Raw genomic sequence first — 18,885 nt, 5'->3', positions numbered from 1 at the left:
CCGGAAGCGCAAACAATCGCCGCGCTTCCGGTCCTTCTTTTTTGGGGGAATAGGGGCAGGTTACGCCTGCTTCCCACCTCGGCGCACCAGATCGTAGGCCGCACGTGAGGCGCGCTCCATGATCTCCTCCTCGCCCGGCACATGCTTGTCGCGCATCAGCACGCGACCGTCGCAGATGACCGTATCCACGCAGCTGCCGTTGGCGGCGTAGACGAGGTTCGAGATGAAGTTGTGGTTCGGGGCGAAGGCGGGCTGGCGGAGATCGATGAGGCAGAGGTCGGCCAAGTAGCCCTCGGCAATGCGACCGGCGCGGAGGCCAAGGATGTCGGCACCGGCAGCCGTGGCGGCGTGAAAGATGGCGTCGCACGTGACGGCCTCGGGATCGCCACGCCACGACTTGCCGAGCAGTGACGCCAGCTTCATGGCCTCGACCATATCGAGGTTGTTCGACGAGGCACAGCCATCCGTGCCTAACCCGACGGTGATGCCTGCGGCGCGCATCTCGTCGAAGTGGAAGCGATAGCCGGAGGCCAGCTTCATGTTCGACGCCGGGTTGTGCACCACCTTGACACCGTGGTCGGCCAGGATGCGGATCTCCTCCCCGTCGACGTAGAGGCCGTGTGCGATGACAAGTCGCGGGGAGAGGATGCCCAAACGGTGCAGGTAGCGAACGGGCGTCTGCCCGAAGCGCGCAAGGCATTGCTCGGTCTCGACGGTCGTCTCGGCCAGATGGAGGTGGATGAGGGTGTCGTGATCCCGGGCAAAGTCGGCCGACCATTGCAGCAGTTCGCCGGAGACGGTGTAGATGGCATGCGGGCCGAGGGCGTAGCGGACGCGTGGGCCATAGGGCGGAGGTGTGGCGTAGCGACGCGTGATGTGGCGGCGGCTGCGTTCGGCCTCTTCGGGTCGGAAGTGATCGAAACAGGCCTCGCAGAGCACGGCACGGAGCCCCATCTCTTGGACAGCCTCGGCCGTGGCGTCGAGCTTGTGATACATGTCGAAGAAGGTCGTCGTACCGCTACGGAGCATCTCCACGCAGGCCAGCTTGGCGCCCCAATAGACGTCCTCGTGCGTCAGCTTCGCCTCGTTGGGCCAGATGGCCTGCTCGAGCCACTGCATGAGCGGCATGTCGTCGCCGTAGCCGCGGAAGAGCGTCATGGCCGCGTGCGTGTGGGCGTTGATGAGTCCGGGGATAAGGGCCTTGCCGCGGCCGTCGATCACGGTGTCCGCCTCGGGGGCGTCGATCGTCTCGGCAATGCGTGCGATGGTGTTGCCTTCTATAAAAAGGTCCGTCGGACGACCTTGCCATTCGACGGACCGGATCAGTATGCTGCTCATACCTCGGGGGCTACTTATAGTGGTTGTAGAACTCGGCCACGGCCTCGATGCCGATGCGGAACATGTCGAGGCCAAAGCTCTCGTTGGGCGAGTGGATGGCGTTGCGCTCCAGACCGAAGCCCATGAGGACCGTCTTCAGGCCGAGGATCTTTTCAAACGCGGGGATGACGGGGATGCTGCCGCCACGGCGCACGACCAAGGGCTGCTTGCCGAAGGCGATCGTGAAACCAGCCTCGGCGGCCTTGTAAGCCGGCAGATCGATGGGGCAGACGTACGGCTCGCCGCTGTGCTTGAAGTCGACCTTCACCCGGACGCCCGTCGGGGCAGCCGCTTGCAGGTAATCGATCATCATGCGCGTGATGCGCTCCGGATCCTGATGCGGCACGAGGCGGCACGACAGCTTGGCGTAAGCCTTCGACGGCAGGACCGTCTTCGAGCCCTCGCCCGTGTAGCCGCCCCAGATGCCGCAGACGTCGAACGACGGCCGACAGCTGTTGCGCTCCAGCGTGGAGTAGCCCTTCTCGCCGAACACCTCGTCGACGTCGATGGCCCGCTTGTAGGCCGCCTCGTCGAAGGGCACGCGGGCGATCATCGCCTTTTCGTCCGGAGTCAGCTCGACTACATCGTCATAGAAATGCGGCAGGGTGATGCGTCCGTCCGCGTCCGTCAGGCTGGCGATGAGCTTGCAGAGCGCATTGATCGGGTTGGCCACGGCGCCGCCGAAGTGGCCCGAATGCAGGTCGCGGTTGGGGCCGGTCACTTCGATCTCCCAGTACGACAGCCCGCGCAGGCCCGTGGTCAGCGAGGGCGTCTCGGCGCTCACCATGCTGGTGTCCGAGACGAGGATCACGTCCGCCCGGAGCAGCTCGCCATGCGTCTTGCAGAAGGCGATGAGCGATTCCGACCCGACCTCCTCCTCGCCCTCGAGGATGAACTTCACGTTGCAATGCACCGCGCCCGCGCGCAGGGCCGTCTCGAAGCCCTTGGCCTGGATCATGGCCTGGCCCTTGTCGTCGTCGGCGCCGCGGGCATAGACGCGTCCGTCGCGAATGGTGGGTTCGAACGGCTCGCTCTGCCAAAGCTCTAACGGCTCGGCGGGCATGACGTCGTAATGCCCATAGACGAGCACCGTGGGCAGGTCGGGCGAGACGATGCGCTCGGCGTAGACCACCGGATTGCCGCCGGTGGGCATCACCTCGGCGCGGTCGGCTCCGGACGATAACAACAGTTCGCGCCAACGTTCGGCGCAGCGGCCCATGTCGGCCTTGTGCTCCGTCTGCGAGCTGACGGACGGGATGCGTAACAGGCTGAACCACTCCTCGACGAAGCGTGGCTCGTTCTCTTTGATATACTCTTTGATCGTACTCATAAGGTATTTATGTGTTGGTTTTAAGTGGGGGTAAAAATAGGGCAAATCCTCAGCGGCGGCAGCGGGGCACAGGTCGATGCCAGGGCAACCGCATCAAATCAAAACCACCAGTCCGATAGATCTCCGTAGGGGTACGGTGATCAAAACCACCAGTCCGATAGATCTCCGTAGGGGTACGGAGATCAAAAACACTTGTCCGAGAGATCTCCGTAGGGGTACGGAGATCAAAACCACCAGTCCGGGAGATCTCCGTAGGGGTACGGAGATCAAAAACACTTGTCCGAGAGATCTCCGTAGGGGTACGGAGATCAAAAACACTTGTCCGAGAGATCTCCGTAGGGGTACGGAGATCAAAAACACTTGTCCGAGAGATCTCCGTAGGGGTACGGAGATCAAAAACACCAGTCCGAGAGATCTCCGTAGGGGTACGGAGATCAAAAACACTTGTCCGAGAGATCTCCGTAGGGGTACGGAGATCAAAAACACCAGTCCGGGAGATCTCCGTAGGGGTACAGAGATCTCTCAGACGCGTGGTTTTGATTTGATGCGGTTGCCCTGAGGTCGATACAGACTTCCGCCACTTGTTGGAACGCCTTCCGAGGCCTCGGGGCGGCTGCGGCCGCCTGCGAAGTTTTCCTGGTACCCGGCAAACTTGGCCGACGTCCCTGACGGCCCCTTCCGGGGCAGGGAACTTAGCCTGGTACCCGGCAAGCTTGGCCGGCGTCCCTGACGCCTTCCGAGGCCTCGGAAAGCTCCGCCACCCGTTTTGAGCCGCCCGAGGGGTCGGAAAGGCCCAAAATCACTTCTAACATTCCCGTAACATAGACTAACTGACGGCTAACCATGCGGCTTCTGGAGCCACTTCATCTTTGCGGTGTCAAAAAAAACACCCCGGATGTGTAGCTTTTCCTGATAGGGCTGCGTCTAACGGGTGTAACGACAGAAAACAAAGAGATAAGACATACAATTCATTCAAAAACAAAAAGACAAGTAAGATGGAAACACAAGTTTGGACCCCGGCCGTATGGTCGATGATGTTGGCAATGGATGCCGTAGCGATGATTGATTTGATGAAGCATGCCCGCGGACGCCGCGCGAGCTATCGGATGGGAATGGCGGCGATGATCCTGGCTGTGCCCTTCGTGGGGGCGGCGGCGTACGGGTGGCAGCGACTGCAGGCGCTGCGTGTGCCGGCCGTTTGCGCAACGCTGATGCTGCTCGCCACGCTCTCGTCGTGCAGCAAGGACGACCTGCCCGAGCCTTATTACCCCAACACCCGGTCGGAACACACGGAGAGGCAGCACCCGTCGCTGCCCGAGTCGAACGACAACATTCGCCAGCGGAACCGATTCGTCATCGAGGAGCAAAACATCTTCAACGAGGGACAGGTGACGCCCCCCACGCCCAGTCATCAGGGCAACAAGGGCGGCGTGAAGTCGAAGGGCCGCTCGATCATCGATCAAACGGAGCCGAACGCCGAGAAGGAGTGATCGCAGGGCAGTCATCCCCAGAGCACCTATGAGAAGCGGGGGGCGCAGAAACCTTTATAAGGTCTTGCGCTCCCCGCGCTGCATTTTTTTTCTTCGCCCCTTGTAGTTTTCCCCACGTGGGGTGCGTCTAATGGGTAAACAACCCTCAAGAGAGAAATGAAAGTATCCGAACAAGCATTCACGAAGCTCGTCCATGAGCATAAGCGCACGATATACAGCGTATGCTACATGTTCTCGGCGGACGAGGATGAGGTGGCCGACCTCTTTCAAGAGGTGCTGATCCGCATGTGGAAAGGGCTGGCGACGTTCGAGGAACGCAGCCAGATGCGCACATGGATCTATCGCCTGAGCCTCAATGTCTGTATCTCGTACGACCGAAAGAAGAAGTCGCGACCCTCGGCCCTGCCGCTGTCGATGGACATCAACCTCTTTGAAGATCGCGACGAGGACTCGCGCCAGGTCAATCAACTGCATGACCGCATCAGTCGCCTGCAACCCTTCGACCGTGCCATCGTGCTCCTCTGGCTCGAGAACATGAGCTACGACGAGATCGGGCAAGTGGTCGGTATCAGCACCAAGAACGTCTCCGTGCGACTCTATCGCATCAAGGAACAACTCAAACGCATGTCTAACGATCAATAATCACCCGGAATAACTATGGAAACGAAACATAACGAAACCACCACCGCGCACGAATGGGACGAAATGCGCGCACAGTGGGCCGTCCTGAACCGCAAGCTAAGCAACGAGCCGCTCGTTGACGATCGGCACATCCGAGAGTCGATGGGGAAACATCAGGCGTGGGGTAAGCGGACGAGTAAATGGGGGATTGTTGCCCTACCGCTCTATCTGCTCTTAGCCATCTATATCGCGTTTGTTTCAGGCGCGGACAAGCCCTTATCCCTGCAATTAATTGGCTGCACCCTTGGCCTCATGGCTCTCAATCTGGTGGTTGAGTTCATCCTCTACATCAAAGCAAAGCAGCTCTTCACGAAAGATCTGATTAGCGTATCGCGCGGCCTTATTCTGCTCAAGAAGATCAGGCGGCAGGTCTTTCTCTGGGGATTACCACCTTCCGTCATGCTCTTTTTATGGGCTACGTATGACGCCGTCGGAGTAAGCAGTCTGCGAGTTATTCCGACATGGATCTTTTTCGCGGCAGCCTTTGGTCTGAGCCTCTTTCTCTCGCGTTTGATTTACAAAGAGCATGAATGGATGGACGACAAAGTGCTCCGCCAAATCAAAGAGCTCACCGAGGGTGATCTACCTTCGCAGCCATGAAAAAGTAAAAGACATGGGAACAATAAGTATCATCATTGAGCGTGCCGACGACGGCACATATGGAGCGTATGCTGAAAACGTGCCCGGCATTTATGGCATGGGGCGCACGGCGGCGGAAGTGAAGCAGAGCATCCGCGACGCCATCACCACGGTAAAAGAATCACTCGACACTCCGCCGCCCGCAGCCTTGTTAGGTGACTACGAGTTGGCTTTCCATTACGCCACGGCCGAGATCTACACCTAATCGTACACGCGTAAGTCGGACAGCCTCTCTCCATGAAAAAGATCGGATTGATATCAGACACCCACGGCTGGTGGGACGAGAAGTATGCGGAGTATTTCGCCGAGTGTGATGAGATATGGCATGCGGGCGACATCGGGTCGGCCGACGTGGCGATGCGGCTCACGGCCGTCCACCCACTCCGGGCCGTGTACGGCAACATCGACGGCTACCCCGTGCGGCAGATGTATCCGCGGACATTGCGCTTCGACGTGGAGCAGGTCTCGGTGATGATGACCCACATCGGCGGTTACCCCGGTCGTTATGACCCAGCGATCCGCGCCGAGCTTTACGCCGCGCGGCCCCGCGTCTTCGTCTGCGGCCACTCGCATATCCTGCGCGTGATGTACGACAAGCACCTCGAGTGCCTCTGCCTCAATCCCGGTGCGGCGGGTATCAGCGGCTTCCACACCGTGCGCACCCTGCTGCGCTTCGTCATCGACGGTGCCGAGGTGCGCGACATGGAAGTGATTGAGTTGGGCGACCGAAGCGGGAGTGTGAAGCGCTAAGGGAGCCTCTTAGCGGAAAATGGCCGGGTACGTGTGAGGGATCTCCTCATCATGTACCCGGCCATTCTTTGTTGCACGGCCTGCTTGCGTATGGATGGGGGGCAGAGCCACCTATACCCCGTGCACAGCGGCACCTTCGGGAGCAGGCGACAGCTCAGTGTCCTCGGCGGGAGGGGTGAGATTGACGGCCGCGGCAGCAAGATACTGTTCGGCTTGGAGGGCCGTCTGACGGAGGTAGGGGTACTCCTGCTCGAAGTATTCGCTGAAGAGTCCGCTGTGGAGGTTGTCCTCGATCTGCTGCGTGGTCCAGAGCTTGCCTTCACGGTCGCGGGTGTAGTCGTCGAGGGTCGACTCGGAGCGGAGGTGGATGACGTAGAGCGAGACGAGGCGGCTGACGCGCTCGTTATCGAAGGCGTAGCGGACGAGTAGGCGGGGCTTGAGATCGGACTTGCCGAAGAGGTTGCGGCCAACTAAGTCGCGGACGGTTTGCTCGGGGGTGTGGCCGAAGAGGATGGGGGCGCAGAAGGGATGATCGATCGCCTCGGGCGAGACGACACGGTCGGCATCGCGGCGGGAGAGGTAGAGCATGCCGCGATGCATGACGGCGATGCGCACCACGGGGTGGCGATAGTGGCGGGCCTCGGCGCTGAGGCTGACGGAGTAGGCCACGCGTCCGATAACGTGTCCCTTCACATCGACCACGGGCAACCACGCCTCCTCGGCCAGGCCGCACTTCATCATCGAGAGGCGGATCTGCTCGTAAAGCATCAGCCCCAGACTGATGGCCAGCAAGAACTCGCGCTGCAACAGCTGCTCCAGACGAAGCGTTTGGTCGGCCTCGGGGAGGATCTTATAAAAGAGGATGATGAAGAGGTGAATCGTGTAGGCGTTCTGGGTAATACGGGCCACGAAAAAGAACTCGTTGAGGGCTGTGCGGAGGCGCGTCCGACGCAGGGCGGGGCGACGCGAGCGGCGTACACGCCCAACGATGACGCGTTGCATGGTGCTGATGCTGGAGAGTACGACCACGAGCAACCACTCCGTGACGAGCGGCGAATAGTCGGCCAGCATGTTGCCCAACTGAAGGACGAAGAAGAGCGAGTAAAGCGCCAGTGCGACGGCTGTGGGCAGGAGCATGAACTGGTAGCGTCGGCGACGAACCGGCCCCCAAAAGACGATAAGCCCGACGAGGCACACGGCGGAGGAGATGAGGTAGGAGATGAGGTAGGTGTACGTGTAGTTCAGCACCACCAGCAGCAAGAGCGGCGTCAAACCGACGACTTGATTGTTCAGGCCGTGACGTATATCCAAGCTGTCCTTTATGCGTGCGATGCGATCCATTGTCTTCCTCTCCTCTCTCTCTGGTTATGGGCTATAAAATCCGTTCGTTATCGGAATAACACCGAGGCTGGGGGATTTGTTTACACGCCAATGATCTATGCTCGATCGTCCACGGTTTGGCGGAATAAAAAGGGGTGCCCCGCGTAAGCAGGACACCCCTCTCATAATCATTCGTGCAACGCACTCAGCAGATATCTACGCCCAAGACACGCTCGGCGTGGTACGACGAACGAACGAGCGGCGCACTCTCGACCGAACGGATGCCCTTAGCGAGCGCCGTCAGGCGGTAGGCCTCGAACTGCTCGGGCGTGACGTACTCCGTGACGGGCAGATTCTTGCGCGAGGGCCGGAGGTATTGCCCGATGGTGAGCGCGTCGACACCGACGGCATGCGCATCGTCCATCAGCTCCTCCACCTCCGCGACGGTCTCGCCGAGGCCGACCATGATGCCCGTCTTGGCGCGGACGTTACGCGAGGCGATGTGCTGGAGCACGCGCATGCTGACGTCGTACTTCGCGGCGCTGCGCACGCTGGGCGTCAGGCGGCGGACGGTCTCGAGGTTGTGCGAGATCACCTCTGGCTCGGCCGCGATCACCTCGTCGACAAGCTCCGTGTGACCTTGGAAGTCGGGGATGAGCACCTCTACCGTCGTATGCGGATTCAGCTCCTTGATGCGGCGGATGGTGACGGCCCAGTGGCGGGCGCCAAGGTCGGGCAGGTCGTCACGGTCGACGGAGGTGATGACGGCGTGCCGAAGGCCCATCAGGCGGATGCTCATCGCTACGTGATCTGGCTCCGTGGGGTCGAGCGGATGGGGACGGCCCGTCAGGGTGTTGCAGAAGCGGCAGGAGCGGGTGCAGATGTCGCCACCGATCATGAACGTGGCTGTGCCGCGGCTCCAGCATTCGCCTTGGTTGGGACACTTGCCGCTGGTGCAGATCGTGTGCAAGCCGTGCGACTCGACGATCTCCTTCGTCCGACGGAAGTCGTCGTTGCCACTCAGGCGGATCTTCAGCCAGTCGGGCTTGCGAACGTGCGCGGTAGCCATCAGAGATTCTCGAGGATGAAGTCCGTCATCCGCGTGTAGAGGTGAAGGCGGGTATTGCCACCCATGATGAAGTGGTTGCGATCCTTGTAGACCTGCATGTCGAACTGCTTGCCGAGCTGAACGAGTGTCTCGGCGTAATCCATCGTCTGCATGAAGTGCACATTGTCGTCGGCTGTGCCGTGGATGAGGAGCAGCTTGCCGGTGAGCTTTTCTGCCAGCTTGATGGGCGAGGTGAGCGCGTAGCCCTCGGCGTTCTCTTTCGGCGTACGCATGTAGCGCTCGGTGTAGATGGTGTTGTAATAGTGCCAATCGGTCGGGGGAGCCACGGCGATGCCGACCTTGAAGGTGCCTTCGCCGACGCTCATGCTCATCAGCGTGTTGTATCCGCCGAAGCTCCAGCCCCAGATGGCCATCCGTGAGGCGTCGACGAAGGGGAACTGCTTGGCCAGGGCCTTAGCGGCGGCCACTTGATCTTTCGACTCCAGGTCGCCCATCTTCAGGTAGGTGCACTTGCGGAACTCTTCGCCCCGAGCGCCTGTGCCACGGCCGTCCACACAGATGGTGATCACGCCGTGTGCGGCGAGACATTCCTCCCAACCGAACTCGAAGCGGTCGAGCACGGACTGCGAGTTGGGGCCGCTGTATTGCGTCATCAGCACGGGGTATTTCTTCTTCGCGTTGAAGTCGGCCGGCTTCACCATCCAGGCGTTCAGCTCCACGCCGTCGGCTGTGCGGACGGTGAAGAACTCCTTCGGGCCGTAGGAGAGCTTGGCGAGGCGTTCGCGCAGCTCAGCGTTGTCTTGCAGGGTGCGCAGCTCCTTGCCGCTCTTTGTCTCGTGCAGCGTGGCGATGGTGGGCGTGGTGACGGAGGAGTGACGGAGTACGTAGTAGGCGTAATTCTTACTGAAGGTGGCTGCGTTCGTACCCGGGAGCTTGGAGAGGTTTGTCTTGACGCCCTTGGCATCGACGCGGCAGACGGAGCGGCGGAGGGGACTCTCGTCGGCGGCTTCGAAGTAGACCGTGTTCGTGGCTTCGTCGAGGCCGATCAGGCGTGTGACGTCCCAGTTGCCGCGCGTCACTTGACGCTGCTCTACGCCGGTGGGGGCGTACTGGTAGATGTGTGCGTAGCCGTCGCGCTCGCTGACGTAGAGGAAGCCGTTCTTATTGAAACGCAGGGTGCGCACCCATTCGGGGTTGATGTAGCGCGTGTTTTCGTCTTTCAAGATCAGCTTGCAGACGCCGCTGGCGGGGTTGGCGAAGTACATACTGAAGAGGCTCTGATGGCGGTTGAAGGTCATCACGGCCAGCTGGTCGGGGACGGTGGTGAACTCGATGCGGGGGATGTAGCCGTCGGCGTCGAGGGGCACGGGGATGGTCTTCGTGTCCTTCGTCTCGATGTTGTAGGCGTGCACGGAGACAGTCGAGTTGCGGTCGCCGGTGTTGGGGTACTTATACTTATGGTAGGACGGGTAGTAGGTCTTCTCGCCATAGATCTGCATGGAGTATTCGGGCACCTCCGACTCGTCGAAGCGGACGAAGGCCAGGAAGCGGCTATCGGCCGACCAGGTCATCATGCGGGTCATGGCGAACTCCTCTTCGTAGACCCAGTCGGTGGAGCCGTTGATGATGCGATTCGTGGCGCCATCGCGGGTGACTTGCACCTCGGTGTCGTAGTCGAATTTCTTGATCCAAATGTTGTTGTCCACCACGTAGGCGCACATGCGTCCGTCGGGCGAGAAGGTGGGGAGCATGATCTTCCGGCCCGACTCGTTGAGGGGTTTGATGAGCTTACGGCGAACGTCGTAATCGTAGGCTTTGAAGCGCTGCGAGTGGCGATAGATCTCGTCCGACTCACGCCAGACGATGATGTGGTGTCCGTTGGGGCTGATCTCGTAGCCTTCGAAGTTTTTGAAGTCGCATTCGCGGGCGGTACGGGTGTTGAAGAGGGTGTCCACGACGCGTCCGGTGCGGTATTCGTAGCGCACGATGGCTGTGCCGAGCTTGTCCATGGCCGTGTAGTGTTCGCCGTCGGGCAGGGAGCGTAGGTCGGAGCCTTTCGAGGTGGGGGAATACTTCCCGTCGGTGTAATCCTTCAGGTTGGGGGTTGGCTTCTGTGCCACTGCCAGAGCTGCGGTGAGGGTCATCATCAGTAGAAGGGTTGTTCTTGAGTGTTTCATTGTGTCTCGTTTGATCAGTGAAAAATTTAGGGTGGCAAATGTAATGGCGGGAAAACGTTTGGCTTGAATAGCGCCTCCTCCCGCCGTGTATGCGCAAAAATGCCGGGCCCCCAAGCGTGAGGTACCCGGCATAATCATTCATTCCTCCGGCAACGTGATGTCGGGGTTGCCGTCGTCGGGCTTCTTCGGATCCTTCGGCTTCTCGTCCGGCTTCTTCGGCTGCTCACCCGAACCACCACCGGGCTTCTCCGGCTGCTTCGGCTCCTTGGGCTTCTCCGGAGTTTTGGGCTCCTTAGGTTGCTTAGGATCTTTCGGAGTCTTGGGTTCCTTGGGATCCTTAGCGGCCTTTTTCTGGGCGAGGCTGGATTTGTGGGAGCCTTTGAAGTCGATGATCACCTGATTCATATCTGAGACAAGGCGCTCGATGAGGGTTTTTACATCGTCGCTGGTGGCTGTGATGTAGGCGGCCTCGATGTAGCTACAGATGTACTCGTATGAGGCATCCGTCTTGGGGCGTAGCACTTTGAGTGCTTCGGTCTTGGTCGTGACGGTCTCGGAGCGACGCTCTTTGCGTAGCGCCTCGTAGGCGTCGTTGACCGTTTTGAGCTGCGTGATGGTGTCGGTGAGCCCCAGGGTGGCTATTTCGGCGGTGTAGGGGGCGGCGTCGTTCAAGAGACCCACGATGTGTCCGCTTTCGTCTTCGAAGCCTTCGCGCTGAATGTTTTCGGCGATATACTTTCCAAAGATGGAATCCAGCTTTTCGGCCGCTTGGGCTGTAGCCTGCACGGGCGAATAGTGATTGAAACGGATGATGCCGAAGAGGTGTGTCAGCAGCTTATCGCGTTCTTCGTCTTTCTCCAGCAGCGCTTTGGTGTGCACCGACCTTGCTGCCTTCTCGTTGAGGTCAACTTCTTCGTTTACCTCGCCTTCCCACTTCTGCATGGCCACTTCGGGGATCTTCAGTTTCGTTTTGTCGACGCCTTTGACCAGATCGAGCTGGTTGCGATGGAACTGTGCGTGGTGGATCGCGTTGTAATTCCGGCAATAGCTGCCATTGATCTTGACGGTTTTCGGTAATTGTTTCTCTTCTGATGCCATAAGTAATACGTTTTTAGAGGGTTGATATAGTTAGAATGCGCTGGGAAACGCGGGCGCAAGGTGTAAAAAAAGATCGTGTAAGCCTTGCGCGACCCTTTCACAGTGTGTGAAACGGCCGTGCAGGCCTTGCGTGGTCCGTCGCAGTGTGTGAGATGATCGTGCAACACCTGCACAGCGTCGTCGCAGTGTGTGAAACGGCCATGCAACACTTGCACAGTCTCGTCGCAGTGTGTGAAACGGCCATGCAACACTTGCACAGTCTCGTCGCAGTGTGTGAAACGACCATGCAACACTTGCACAGTCTCGTCGCAGTGTGCGAAACAGCCATGCAACCCTTGCACAGTCTCGCCGCAGTGAGTGAAACGACCATGCAACCCCTGCACAGCGTCGTCGCAGTGTGCGCCCCCATCCCCCGCCGCATGATCATTCGGCCCTGTCTGGGCCCGTCTGGAGGGCGAATGCAATTCGCCCCTACCCGGGTACCCGGTAAACTTGGCAGGCATCCCTGATGCCCCCGGCAAATTTCGCCGGCGTCCGAAGACGCCCCCCGCAGGGGCCGTCCGAAGACGCCCATCCCTGATGCCGTCTTACATTTGCCGCATACTCAGATATTCAACGTATATGAAGAACAACAAACTACTCAGCACAATGCTGACGATGGCGCTCGCAGCGCCGATCGCAGCGCAGAGTTGGCTGCCCCTCAAGCAACACGCTGACGGCGCGGCCGACCTCGTCAAAGAAGAAGCCCTGGTGCTCCTGGACAGCACCGGCGTGGTGGTGGCCGACAACGGCTCCGGCAGCTTCACCATCCGCCAGGTGGTGGAGGTGCGGACCACGCCCGCGGCGCTCCGTTACCGCGTCGTCAAGTACGACTACGACCCCCTCACCGCCTTCGCCCGCTTCTCCCGCGCCACCGTCTACAAGGCCGACGGCACGAAGCGCGAAGTGGACGTCACGAAGGCCGTCGACTACGCCGCCCCCGCCCGCATGATCTATTGGGGCGCGCGGCAGATCATGCTCGAGATCGGCGCCCTCGACTCGGGCGACATCGTCGACTATGAGATCGACAAGAAGGGCTTCACCTACGCCCTGCTCTCGGCCGGCGCGGACGACGAGGAGCGCTTCGTGCCCCCGATGCGCGGACAGTTCTACGACATTGTCCCCTTCTGGGTCACGACCCCGACCGTGCGCAAGGTCTACACCGTCGACATGCCCGCCGACAAGGAGGTGCAGTATGAGTTCTATCAAGGCCAGTGCCAGTCGTCCATGCGCCTGCAGGGCAAGCGCCGCCTGATGACGTTCGCCGTGGCCGACGTCAAGCCCTTCCCGAAGGAGCCGAACATGGTGGACCTCTACGACGTGGCGCCCAAGCTGATGATGTCGTCCACCCCGGAGTGGAAAGAGAAGTCGCTCTGGTTCCACAAGGTGAACGAGGACTACAACAGCTTCGGGGCCGACCCGGAGACGAAGAAGAAGGTCGACGAGCTGCTGCGCGGCAAGCGGACCGAGATGGAGAAGATCGCCGTGCTCACCCACTGGGTGGCCGACAACATGCGCTACTCCGGCATCTCCATGGGCAAAGGCGAGGGCTACACGCTCCACGCCACGAAGATGAACTTCACCGACCGCTGCGGCGTCTGCAAAGACAAAGCCGCGCTGCTCATCTCCATGCTCCGTATGGCCGGCTTCGAGGCCTATCCGGCGATGACGATGGCCGGCTCACGCATCGAGTCCATCCCCGCCGACCACTTCAACCACTGCGTGACGGTCGTCAAGCTCTCCAACGGCCAATACATGCCGCTCGACCCGACGTGGGTGCCCTTCCAGCGCGAGCTCTGGTCCAGCGCCGAACAGCAGCAGCACTACCTGCCCGGCCTGCCCGAAGGCTCCGAACTGCTCCAGACGCCCCTCTCGCCGCCCGAGGATCACTATTTCCGCCTCACGGCTAACACTGCGCTCGACGCCAAGGGTACGCTCCGCGGCGAGTTTACCGTTACGGCCGAAGGGCAGTCCGACGCCCGTCTGCGGTGGCCACTCATCCGCGGCCTCATGGCCAACTGGCGCAACGCCATGGAGAGCGAGCTGCTGCGCGTCTCGCCTGGCGCCCGCATGCTGAGCGTCGACTATGGCCGCGATCCGCGCGACTATCAGGCCGGCCCGATCCGCATCACCATGAAGTTCGAGATCCCGGACTATGCCCTCACGGGTGACGGCGTCCTGCTCATCCGCCCCATCTGCGCCCGCCTCTACCCCTCCGTCCGTACTTATATGAACATCGACACCGATCGCCCGACGCGCCGCTATGGCTTCAAGGACGCCTGCTCACGCCTCGTCGAGCTGAAGGAAACGATGACCGTGCCCGCGGGCTACACCCTGCGCCAGTCGCCCGTCGACGAGCGTCTGAAGAGCGACGCAGCCGACTTCATCGGATCGCTCTCTCAGCGTGGCAACAAGCTCAACATCCGCCACGAGCTCACCCTCCGCAAGCGCGTCTATGACGCCGCCGACTGGCCCGGCTTCCGCAAGGCCGTCAAGGCCCATAAAGACCTGGCCGACGAATGGCTCGTACTGGAGAAGAAATAAGCATCTCACTGGAACAAATAAATGGATATCGACATGAAGAAATACACCGCAATCCTGCTCGGCCTCCTGGCCGCCTTCGCCCTCCAGGCACAGCCCGAGGCCGTCTTTAATAAGCTCATCAAGCAGTACACCTGGAACTCCGACGGCAGCATGACCTATCACTACCGCAAGGAGGTGAAGCTGAACACCCACATGGCTTTCAATCAGCTCTACGGCGAAACGTTCATCATCTACAACAAGGAGTTCCAAACGCTCCGAATCAACGAGTGCTATACCCGTCAGGCCGACGGCACCATCGTCAAGGCGCCAGACAACGCCTTCAACGAAGTCCTGCCCGCCTTTGCCGTCGACGCCCCGGCCTACAACCACCTCACCGAGATGGTCATCACCCACACCGGACTCGAGATCGGCGCCACGATCTATCTGGATTACACCCTCACCACCGGCGTGGGTTACTATCCCTTCCTCGACGTCGCCGAGACACTCGAAGAGCATGCGCCCGTGACGGAGTGTGAGGTATCGATCACCATGCCTGCCGACGAGAAACTGACCTGCGGCATCTCCGGCGTCGACTCCAAAGAGCCGACTACGCACACCGAAAACGACATGACCACCTACACGTGGCAGTTCCGCAACCTGCCGGCCATCCCCCTCGAATCGCACCGTGCCTCCGAGGCCGTGCCGATGCTCTTCGCCTCCAACGCCGGCGGAGAGAACGGCATCGCGTGGCTCTCGGCCATGAAGGTGCGCCCCGCGGACTGTGCCCAGCTCGTCGATAAGCTGCTGCAAGGCATCACGTCGCCCGTCGATCGCGCCAATGCCATCCAGCGCTTCGTGGTGAACAACATCTCCACGATCAACCTGCCCGTGCTCCTCTCGGCCGACATCCGCGAGCCCTCCGTCGTACTCTCCTCGGCCTACGGCACACCCGCCGAGAAGGCCGCCCTGATGGCCTCCATGTTGCTCGCCGCCAACCTCGACGCCCAGATCCTCGCCGCCTTCCCCATCCACGCCATGCCCATCGCCGTCGGCGCCCTGACCGACATCCGCGTACGCACCGGCGGCCGCTTCCTCTCGCCCGTTAGCATGGACGCCCCCGATCCCGCCCTACGTGCTACCCGCGATCAATTCTGGCTGACGGGCGACGACGGCGTCAACATGGTACAGATCGTCAAGCGCGCCGCCCGCCTCGCATGCAGCGCACAGATCACCCTCGGCAAAGACGAAGCGACCGTCGAGGGCACCGTCACCGACAGCGAGGATCCCGCAGCCAAGCCCGACTTCACCGGCAAGACACCGCTGCAATCCTCAGCCGGCTACACCGTCTACGCCCTCCCCGTCCCACGCCACCAAGGCCTCGACGCCTGGCGCCTGACGCTCGGCAGCACCCGCACGCAGCCCTACGAGTTGCCCTACGCCCTCACCGAGACGTGCGATTACACGATCGATCTCGGCGGTCGCGAGCTAAAGACACTCCCCTTCCGCAAGGAATGGAGCGGTGCCGCCGGCAAGATCTGCCTCAGCCTGCAGCGCGACGGCAACAAGGTCACTGTACACCGCGAGATCGAGCTGACGCACCCCGTCATCTCACCCGAAGCCTACGCCGACCTCCGTGCGCTGATCCTCCTTTGGCAGGACGACGCCTACCGCACACTGATCCTAAAGGACAAGTAGGAGCGGTGGCATGCACCGTGAGCCCGACGTCAGGAGATACACCTTTCGTTGGGCTCACGTTTGGTAGTAAGGTCTGCATTTTTACTTTTGCCGCCGCAATGGCGAAAAAGAACCATTGAACGGGGTGTAGCGCAGTCCGGTTAGCGCACCTGCTTTGGGAGCAGGGGGTCGTGGGTTCGAATCCCGCTACCCCGACAACAAGAGGAAGCCTCTTAAATACGTTTCGCGGCGTGTTTGAGAGGCTTTCTTGTACACCCACTCCTCAGCCGGATAAAAGGACAGTCGACAAGACTGGTCACGGGCTGTATATCCGCCTCCTCACCTCCATTCCTTCCGTGTCAATTTAGGTCGATTACGATTCGTAAGCCGAAGAGTAAAGTCGACGGCTTTTCACCGTTCTAAACGGGGTAAAAAGACCGTTTTTCAAGAGCAAATCAAGAAAGCGGTTACGAATCGTAAGTCACACTCCGAAATGCCTGAAAGTGAAATCCTCCGCAATCCCATCAAAGCCCCTTGCACGGATCCTTTTTCTTCTACTTTTGCCGCCGTTTGAACAAAATAATCAGAGTAAAGAACTTGCTTATGAACCCACAAGAGTTATCAATGAACGCCAACCGCTTGGTTGCGTTTTTGCAGAAGCCTGCTTCTGAATTTACCAAGGCCGACATCATCTCGTTCATCCGTCAGAACGATATCAAGATGGTCAACTTCATGTATCCTGCGGGAGATGGTCGACTGAAAACACTCAATTTCATCATCACGAACGAGGAGTATCTGGATACGATCCTGACCTGCGGCGAGCGCGTCGACGGTTCGAGTCTCTTCTCCTTTATCGGCGCCGGCAGTAGCGACCTCTACGCTATTCCGCGTTTCCGTACCGCCTTCGTCGACCCATTCGCTGAAATCCCGACCCTCTCCATGCTCTGCTCTTACTTCAATAAGGACGGACAGCCGCTCGAGAGCGCACCTGAGTACACACTCCACAAGGCTTGCAAGGCTTTCACAGACGTCACGGGCATGAAGTTCCAAGCCATGGGTGAGCTGGAATACTACGTTATCGTTCCCCAGGAAGACTATAAGGACTTCGAGGCTACGGATCAGAAGGGCTACCACGAGTCTGGCCCCTACGCTAAGTTCAACGACTTCCGCACCGAGTGCATGTCGTACATCGCACAAACCGGCGGACAGATCAAATACGGCCACTCTGAGGTGGGTAACTTCACGCTCAACGGCTATATCTACGAGCAGAACGAGATCGAGTTCCTCCCCGTTGATGCCGAAGAGGCTGCCGATCAGCTGATGATCGCTAAGTGGGTGATCCGTAACCTCGGCTACCAGTATGGCTACAACGTGACCTTCGCACCGAAGATCACTGCTGGTAAGGCTGGATCGGGTCTCCACGTACACATGCGCTTCACCAAGGACGGCAAGAACCAGATGCTTACCAACGGCGAACTCTCTGAGACGGCTCGCAAGGCCATCGCCGGTATGATGGAGCTGGCTCCGGCAATTACAGCTTTCGGCAACACGAACCCGACGTCGTACTTCCGTCTCGTGCCGCACCAAGAGGCTCCGACGAACGTATGCTGGGGCGACCGCAACCGCTCGGTGCTCGTACGCGTTCCGCTGGGATGGTCTGCCAAGACCGACATGTGCGTTCTGGCCAACCCGCTGGAGAAGGAGAGCCACTTCGACACGGCACAGAAGCAGACCGTGGAGATGCGCTCGCCGGACGGATCGGCCGAGTTGTACCTGCTGTTGGCCGGTCTGGCCGTAGCATGTCGCCACGGCTTCGAGATCCCCAATGCGCTGGAGATCGCCGAAAAGACGTACGTCAGCGTAAACATCCACAAGAAGGAGAACGAGGAGAAGCTGAAATCGCTCGCCCAGCTGCCCGACAGCTGCGAAGCATCAGCCGACTGCCTCGAGAAGCAGCGTAAAGTGTTCGAGGCACACGACGTGTTCAGCCCGGGCATGATCGACGGCATCTTGGCCAATCTGCGTAGCTACAAGGACAAGACGCTCCGTGCCGATCTCGAAGGCAAGACCGAGGAAATGCTGGCGCTGGTGAAGAAGTATTTCCACTGCGGATAATTTCCCTGCTCTAAAGTTGTCATTTGATATGCTCCCGGTGAGGCTCTCAGTTCTCACCGGGAGTTGTCGTTTTTACAAGGCAAGTAGGACGCAAAAAACGCTGTACTACGTGAGTTCGGTGTAAGAATAGTGCCAGCAGAGAGTTTCTACGGAAGCCCGACCAAAACGTTTTTGGAAATGCCTACAACACTGTTGCAAGTGCCTCGAAGAACTTTTGGGCGTTTGCGGGGAGTCCCGCAAGTCTCCCGGCATTTGCTTTGACGTTTGCGGGGAGTCCCGCAAGTCTCCTGGCATTTGCTTTGGCGTTTGCGGGAGTCCCGCAGGTCTCCCGGCATTTACTTTGGCGTTTGCGGGTACTCCCGCAAGTCCCCCGGCATTTACTTTGGCGTTTGCGGGAGTCCCGCAAATCTCTCGGCATTTGCTTTGACGTTTGCGGGAGTCCCGCAAGTGCTTCGGAGAACCTGTTGGCTGTTACAGCATGCTATCAATGACATTCTCAATAAGGGTATCTCATTCTTTTGTCGAACTCACGCTGTGCGACACCGATATCAAGCCATACAGGGCTAATCCGTACGTGAAAAGGACACCGCACCGGTCACACAC

14 protein-coding genes and 1 tRNA gene are annotated in these 18,885 nt (G+C 59.7%); 9 read left to right on the top strand and 6 right to left on the bottom strand.

The window, feature by feature from the left end; translation table 11 throughout:
* Positions 1-60: 60 nt before the first annotated feature.
* Together C7123_RS08860 and C7123_RS08855 are read right to left on the bottom strand one after the other, a co-directional pair.
* Complete coding sequence (locus tag C7123_RS08860; RefSeq protein ID WP_069174789.1) at positions 61-1,338, bottom strand: amidohydrolase; 1,278 nt, start codon at positions 1,336-1,338, stop codon at positions 61-63.
* Positions 1,339-1,348: 10 nt separating this feature from the next.
* Positions 1,349-2,707 carry a dipeptidase gene (locus C7123_RS08855; protein WP_069174788.1) on the bottom strand — a complete coding sequence of 453 codons (1,359 nt, stop codon included), beginning with the start codon at positions 2,705-2,707 and terminating at the stop codon, positions 1,349-1,351.
* 995 nt (positions 2,708-3,702) lie between these two features.
* Between C7123_RS08855 and C7123_RS08850 the strand changes: the two genes are divergently transcribed.
* From C7123_RS08850 to C7123_RS08830, 5 genes are all read left to right on the top strand, one after another.
* Positions 3,703-4,197, top strand: coding sequence for a hypothetical protein (locus C7123_RS08850; protein WP_159049883.1), 495 nt, complete (start codon positions 3,703-3,705; stop codon positions 4,195-4,197).
* 156 nt (positions 4,198-4,353) lie between these two features.
* Positions 4,354-4,839 (top strand): RNA polymerase sigma factor, encoded by a 486-nt coding sequence (locus C7123_RS08845; RefSeq protein ID WP_037996801.1) that lies wholly within the window; start codon positions 4,354-4,356, stop codon positions 4,837-4,839.
* A 15-nt stretch (positions 4,840-4,854) separates the two neighbouring features.
* Complete coding sequence (locus C7123_RS08840) at positions 4,855-5,478, top strand: hypothetical protein (RefSeq protein ID WP_069174786.1); 624 nt, start codon at positions 4,855-4,857, stop codon at positions 5,476-5,478.
* Positions 5,479-5,491: 13 nt separating this feature from the next.
* The gene (locus tag C7123_RS08835) at positions 5,492-5,722 is read left to right on the top strand and encodes a type II toxin-antitoxin system HicB family antitoxin (protein WP_069174785.1); all 231 of its coding nucleotides are present in this window, start codon (positions 5,492-5,494) and stop codon (positions 5,720-5,722) included.
* Positions 5,723-5,754: 32 nt separating this feature from the next.
* Positions 5,755-6,267 (top strand): metallophosphoesterase family protein, encoded by a 513-nt coding sequence (locus C7123_RS08830; RefSeq protein WP_069174784.1) that lies wholly within the window; start codon positions 5,755-5,757, stop codon positions 6,265-6,267.
* A 111-nt stretch (positions 6,268-6,378) separates the two neighbouring features.
* Here the strand turns inward: C7123_RS08830 and C7123_RS08825 are convergent, their stop codons facing one another.
* The 4 genes from C7123_RS08825 to C7123_RS08810 form a co-directional block, all read right to left on the bottom strand.
* Positions 6,379-7,608: a hypothetical protein gene (locus C7123_RS08825; protein ID WP_069174783.1), complete on the bottom strand. Its 1,230-nt coding sequence runs from the start codon at positions 7,606-7,608 to the stop codon at positions 6,379-6,381.
* 184 nt (positions 7,609-7,792) lie between these two features.
* Positions 7,793-8,656 carry a lipoyl synthase gene (gene lipA, locus C7123_RS08820; RefSeq protein WP_069174782.1) on the bottom strand — a complete coding sequence of 288 codons (864 nt, stop codon included), beginning with the start codon at positions 8,654-8,656 and terminating at the stop codon, positions 7,793-7,795.
* On the bottom strand, positions 8,656-10,833 hold the full coding sequence (locus tag C7123_RS08815; protein ID WP_069174781.1) for a S9 family peptidase: 2,178 nt from the start codon (positions 10,831-10,833) through the stop codon (positions 8,656-8,658). Before C7123_RS08815 ends, lipA begins: the two co-directional genes overlap by 1 nt.
* 138 nt (positions 10,834-10,971) lie before the next feature.
* Positions 10,972-11,931: a DUF6261 family protein gene (locus C7123_RS08810; RefSeq protein WP_069174780.1), complete on the bottom strand. Its 960-nt coding sequence runs from the start codon at positions 11,929-11,931 to the stop codon at positions 10,972-10,974.
* Positions 11,932-12,552: 621 nt separating this feature from the next.
* Here C7123_RS08810 and C7123_RS08805 point away from each other — a divergent pair.
* The 4 genes from C7123_RS08805 (at position 12,553) to C7123_RS08790 (ending at position 18,282) form a co-directional block, all read left to right on the top strand.
* Complete coding sequence (locus tag C7123_RS08805; RefSeq protein WP_069174779.1) at positions 12,553-14,514, top strand: DUF3857 domain-containing protein; 1,962 nt, start codon at positions 12,553-12,555, stop codon at positions 14,512-14,514.
* A gap of 21 nt (positions 14,515-14,535) precedes the next feature.
* Positions 14,536-16,188 carry a DUF3857 domain-containing protein gene (locus tag C7123_RS08800; RefSeq protein WP_069174778.1) on the top strand — a complete coding sequence of 551 codons (1,653 nt, stop codon included), beginning with the start codon at positions 14,536-14,538 and terminating at the stop codon, positions 16,186-16,188.
* Positions 16,189-16,308: 120 nt separating this feature from the next.
* Positions 16,309-16,383: transfer RNA gene (locus C7123_RS08795), tRNA-Pro, on the top strand.
* Positions 16,384-16,770: 387 nt separating this feature from the next.
* On the top strand, positions 16,771-18,282 hold the full coding sequence (locus C7123_RS08790; RefSeq protein WP_037983327.1) for a glutamine synthetase family protein: 1,512 nt from the start codon (positions 16,771-16,773) through the stop codon (positions 18,280-18,282).
* Positions 18,283-18,885: the final 603 nt, after the last annotated feature.

Source organism: Tannerella serpentiformis (genome assembly GCF_003033925.1).
Lineage (GTDB): Bacteria > Bacteroidota > Bacteroidia > Bacteroidales > Tannerellaceae > Tannerella > Tannerella serpentiformis.
This window is presented reverse-complemented; position numbering and strand designations above follow the sequence as displayed.

What these genes read in the sequence shown, in the direction of transcription:
- C7123_RS08860 (WP_069174789.1), bottom strand. Translation starts at nt 1,338, where the DNA reads ATGAGCAGCATACTGATCCGGTCCGTCGAATGGCAAGGTCGTCCGACG.
- C7123_RS08855 (WP_069174788.1), bottom strand. Translation starts at nt 2,707, where the DNA reads ATGAGTACGATCAAAGAGTATATCAAAGAGAACGAGCCACGCTTCGTC.
- C7123_RS08850 (WP_159049883.1), top strand. Translation starts at nt 3,703, where the DNA reads ATGGAAACACAAGTTTGGACCCCGGCCGTATGGTCGATGATGTTGGCA.
- C7123_RS08845 (WP_037996801.1), top strand. Translation starts at nt 4,354, where the DNA reads ATGAAAGTATCCGAACAAGCATTCACGAAGCTCGTCCATGAGCATAAG.
- C7123_RS08840 (WP_069174786.1), top strand. Translation starts at nt 4,855, where the DNA reads ATGGAAACGAAACATAACGAAACCACCACCGCGCACGAATGGGACGAA.
- C7123_RS08835 (WP_069174785.1), top strand. Translation starts at nt 5,492, where the DNA reads ATGGGAACAATAAGTATCATCATTGAGCGTGCCGACGACGGCACATAT.
- C7123_RS08830 (WP_069174784.1), top strand. Translation starts at nt 5,755, where the DNA reads ATGAAAAAGATCGGATTGATATCAGACACCCACGGCTGGTGGGACGAG.
- C7123_RS08825 (WP_069174783.1), bottom strand. Translation starts at nt 7,608, where the DNA reads ATGGATCGCATCGCACGCATAAAGGACAGCTTGGATATACGTCACGGC.
- lipA (WP_069174782.1), bottom strand. Translation starts at nt 8,656, where the DNA reads ATGGCTACCGCGCACGTTCGCAAGCCCGACTGGCTGAAGATCCGCCTG.
- C7123_RS08815 (WP_069174781.1), bottom strand. Translation starts at nt 10,833, where the DNA reads ATGAAACACTCAAGAACAACCCTTCTACTGATGATGACCCTCACCGCA.
- C7123_RS08810 (WP_069174780.1), bottom strand. Translation starts at nt 11,931, where the DNA reads ATGGCATCAGAAGAGAAACAATTACCGAAAACCGTCAAGATCAATGGC.
- C7123_RS08805 (WP_069174779.1), top strand. Translation starts at nt 12,553, where the DNA reads ATGAAGAACAACAAACTACTCAGCACAATGCTGACGATGGCGCTCGCA.
- C7123_RS08800 (WP_069174778.1), top strand. Translation starts at nt 14,536, where the DNA reads ATGGATATCGACATGAAGAAATACACCGCAATCCTGCTCGGCCTCCTG.
- C7123_RS08790 (WP_037983327.1), top strand. Translation starts at nt 16,771, where the DNA reads ATGAACCCACAAGAGTTATCAATGAACGCCAACCGCTTGGTTGCGTTT.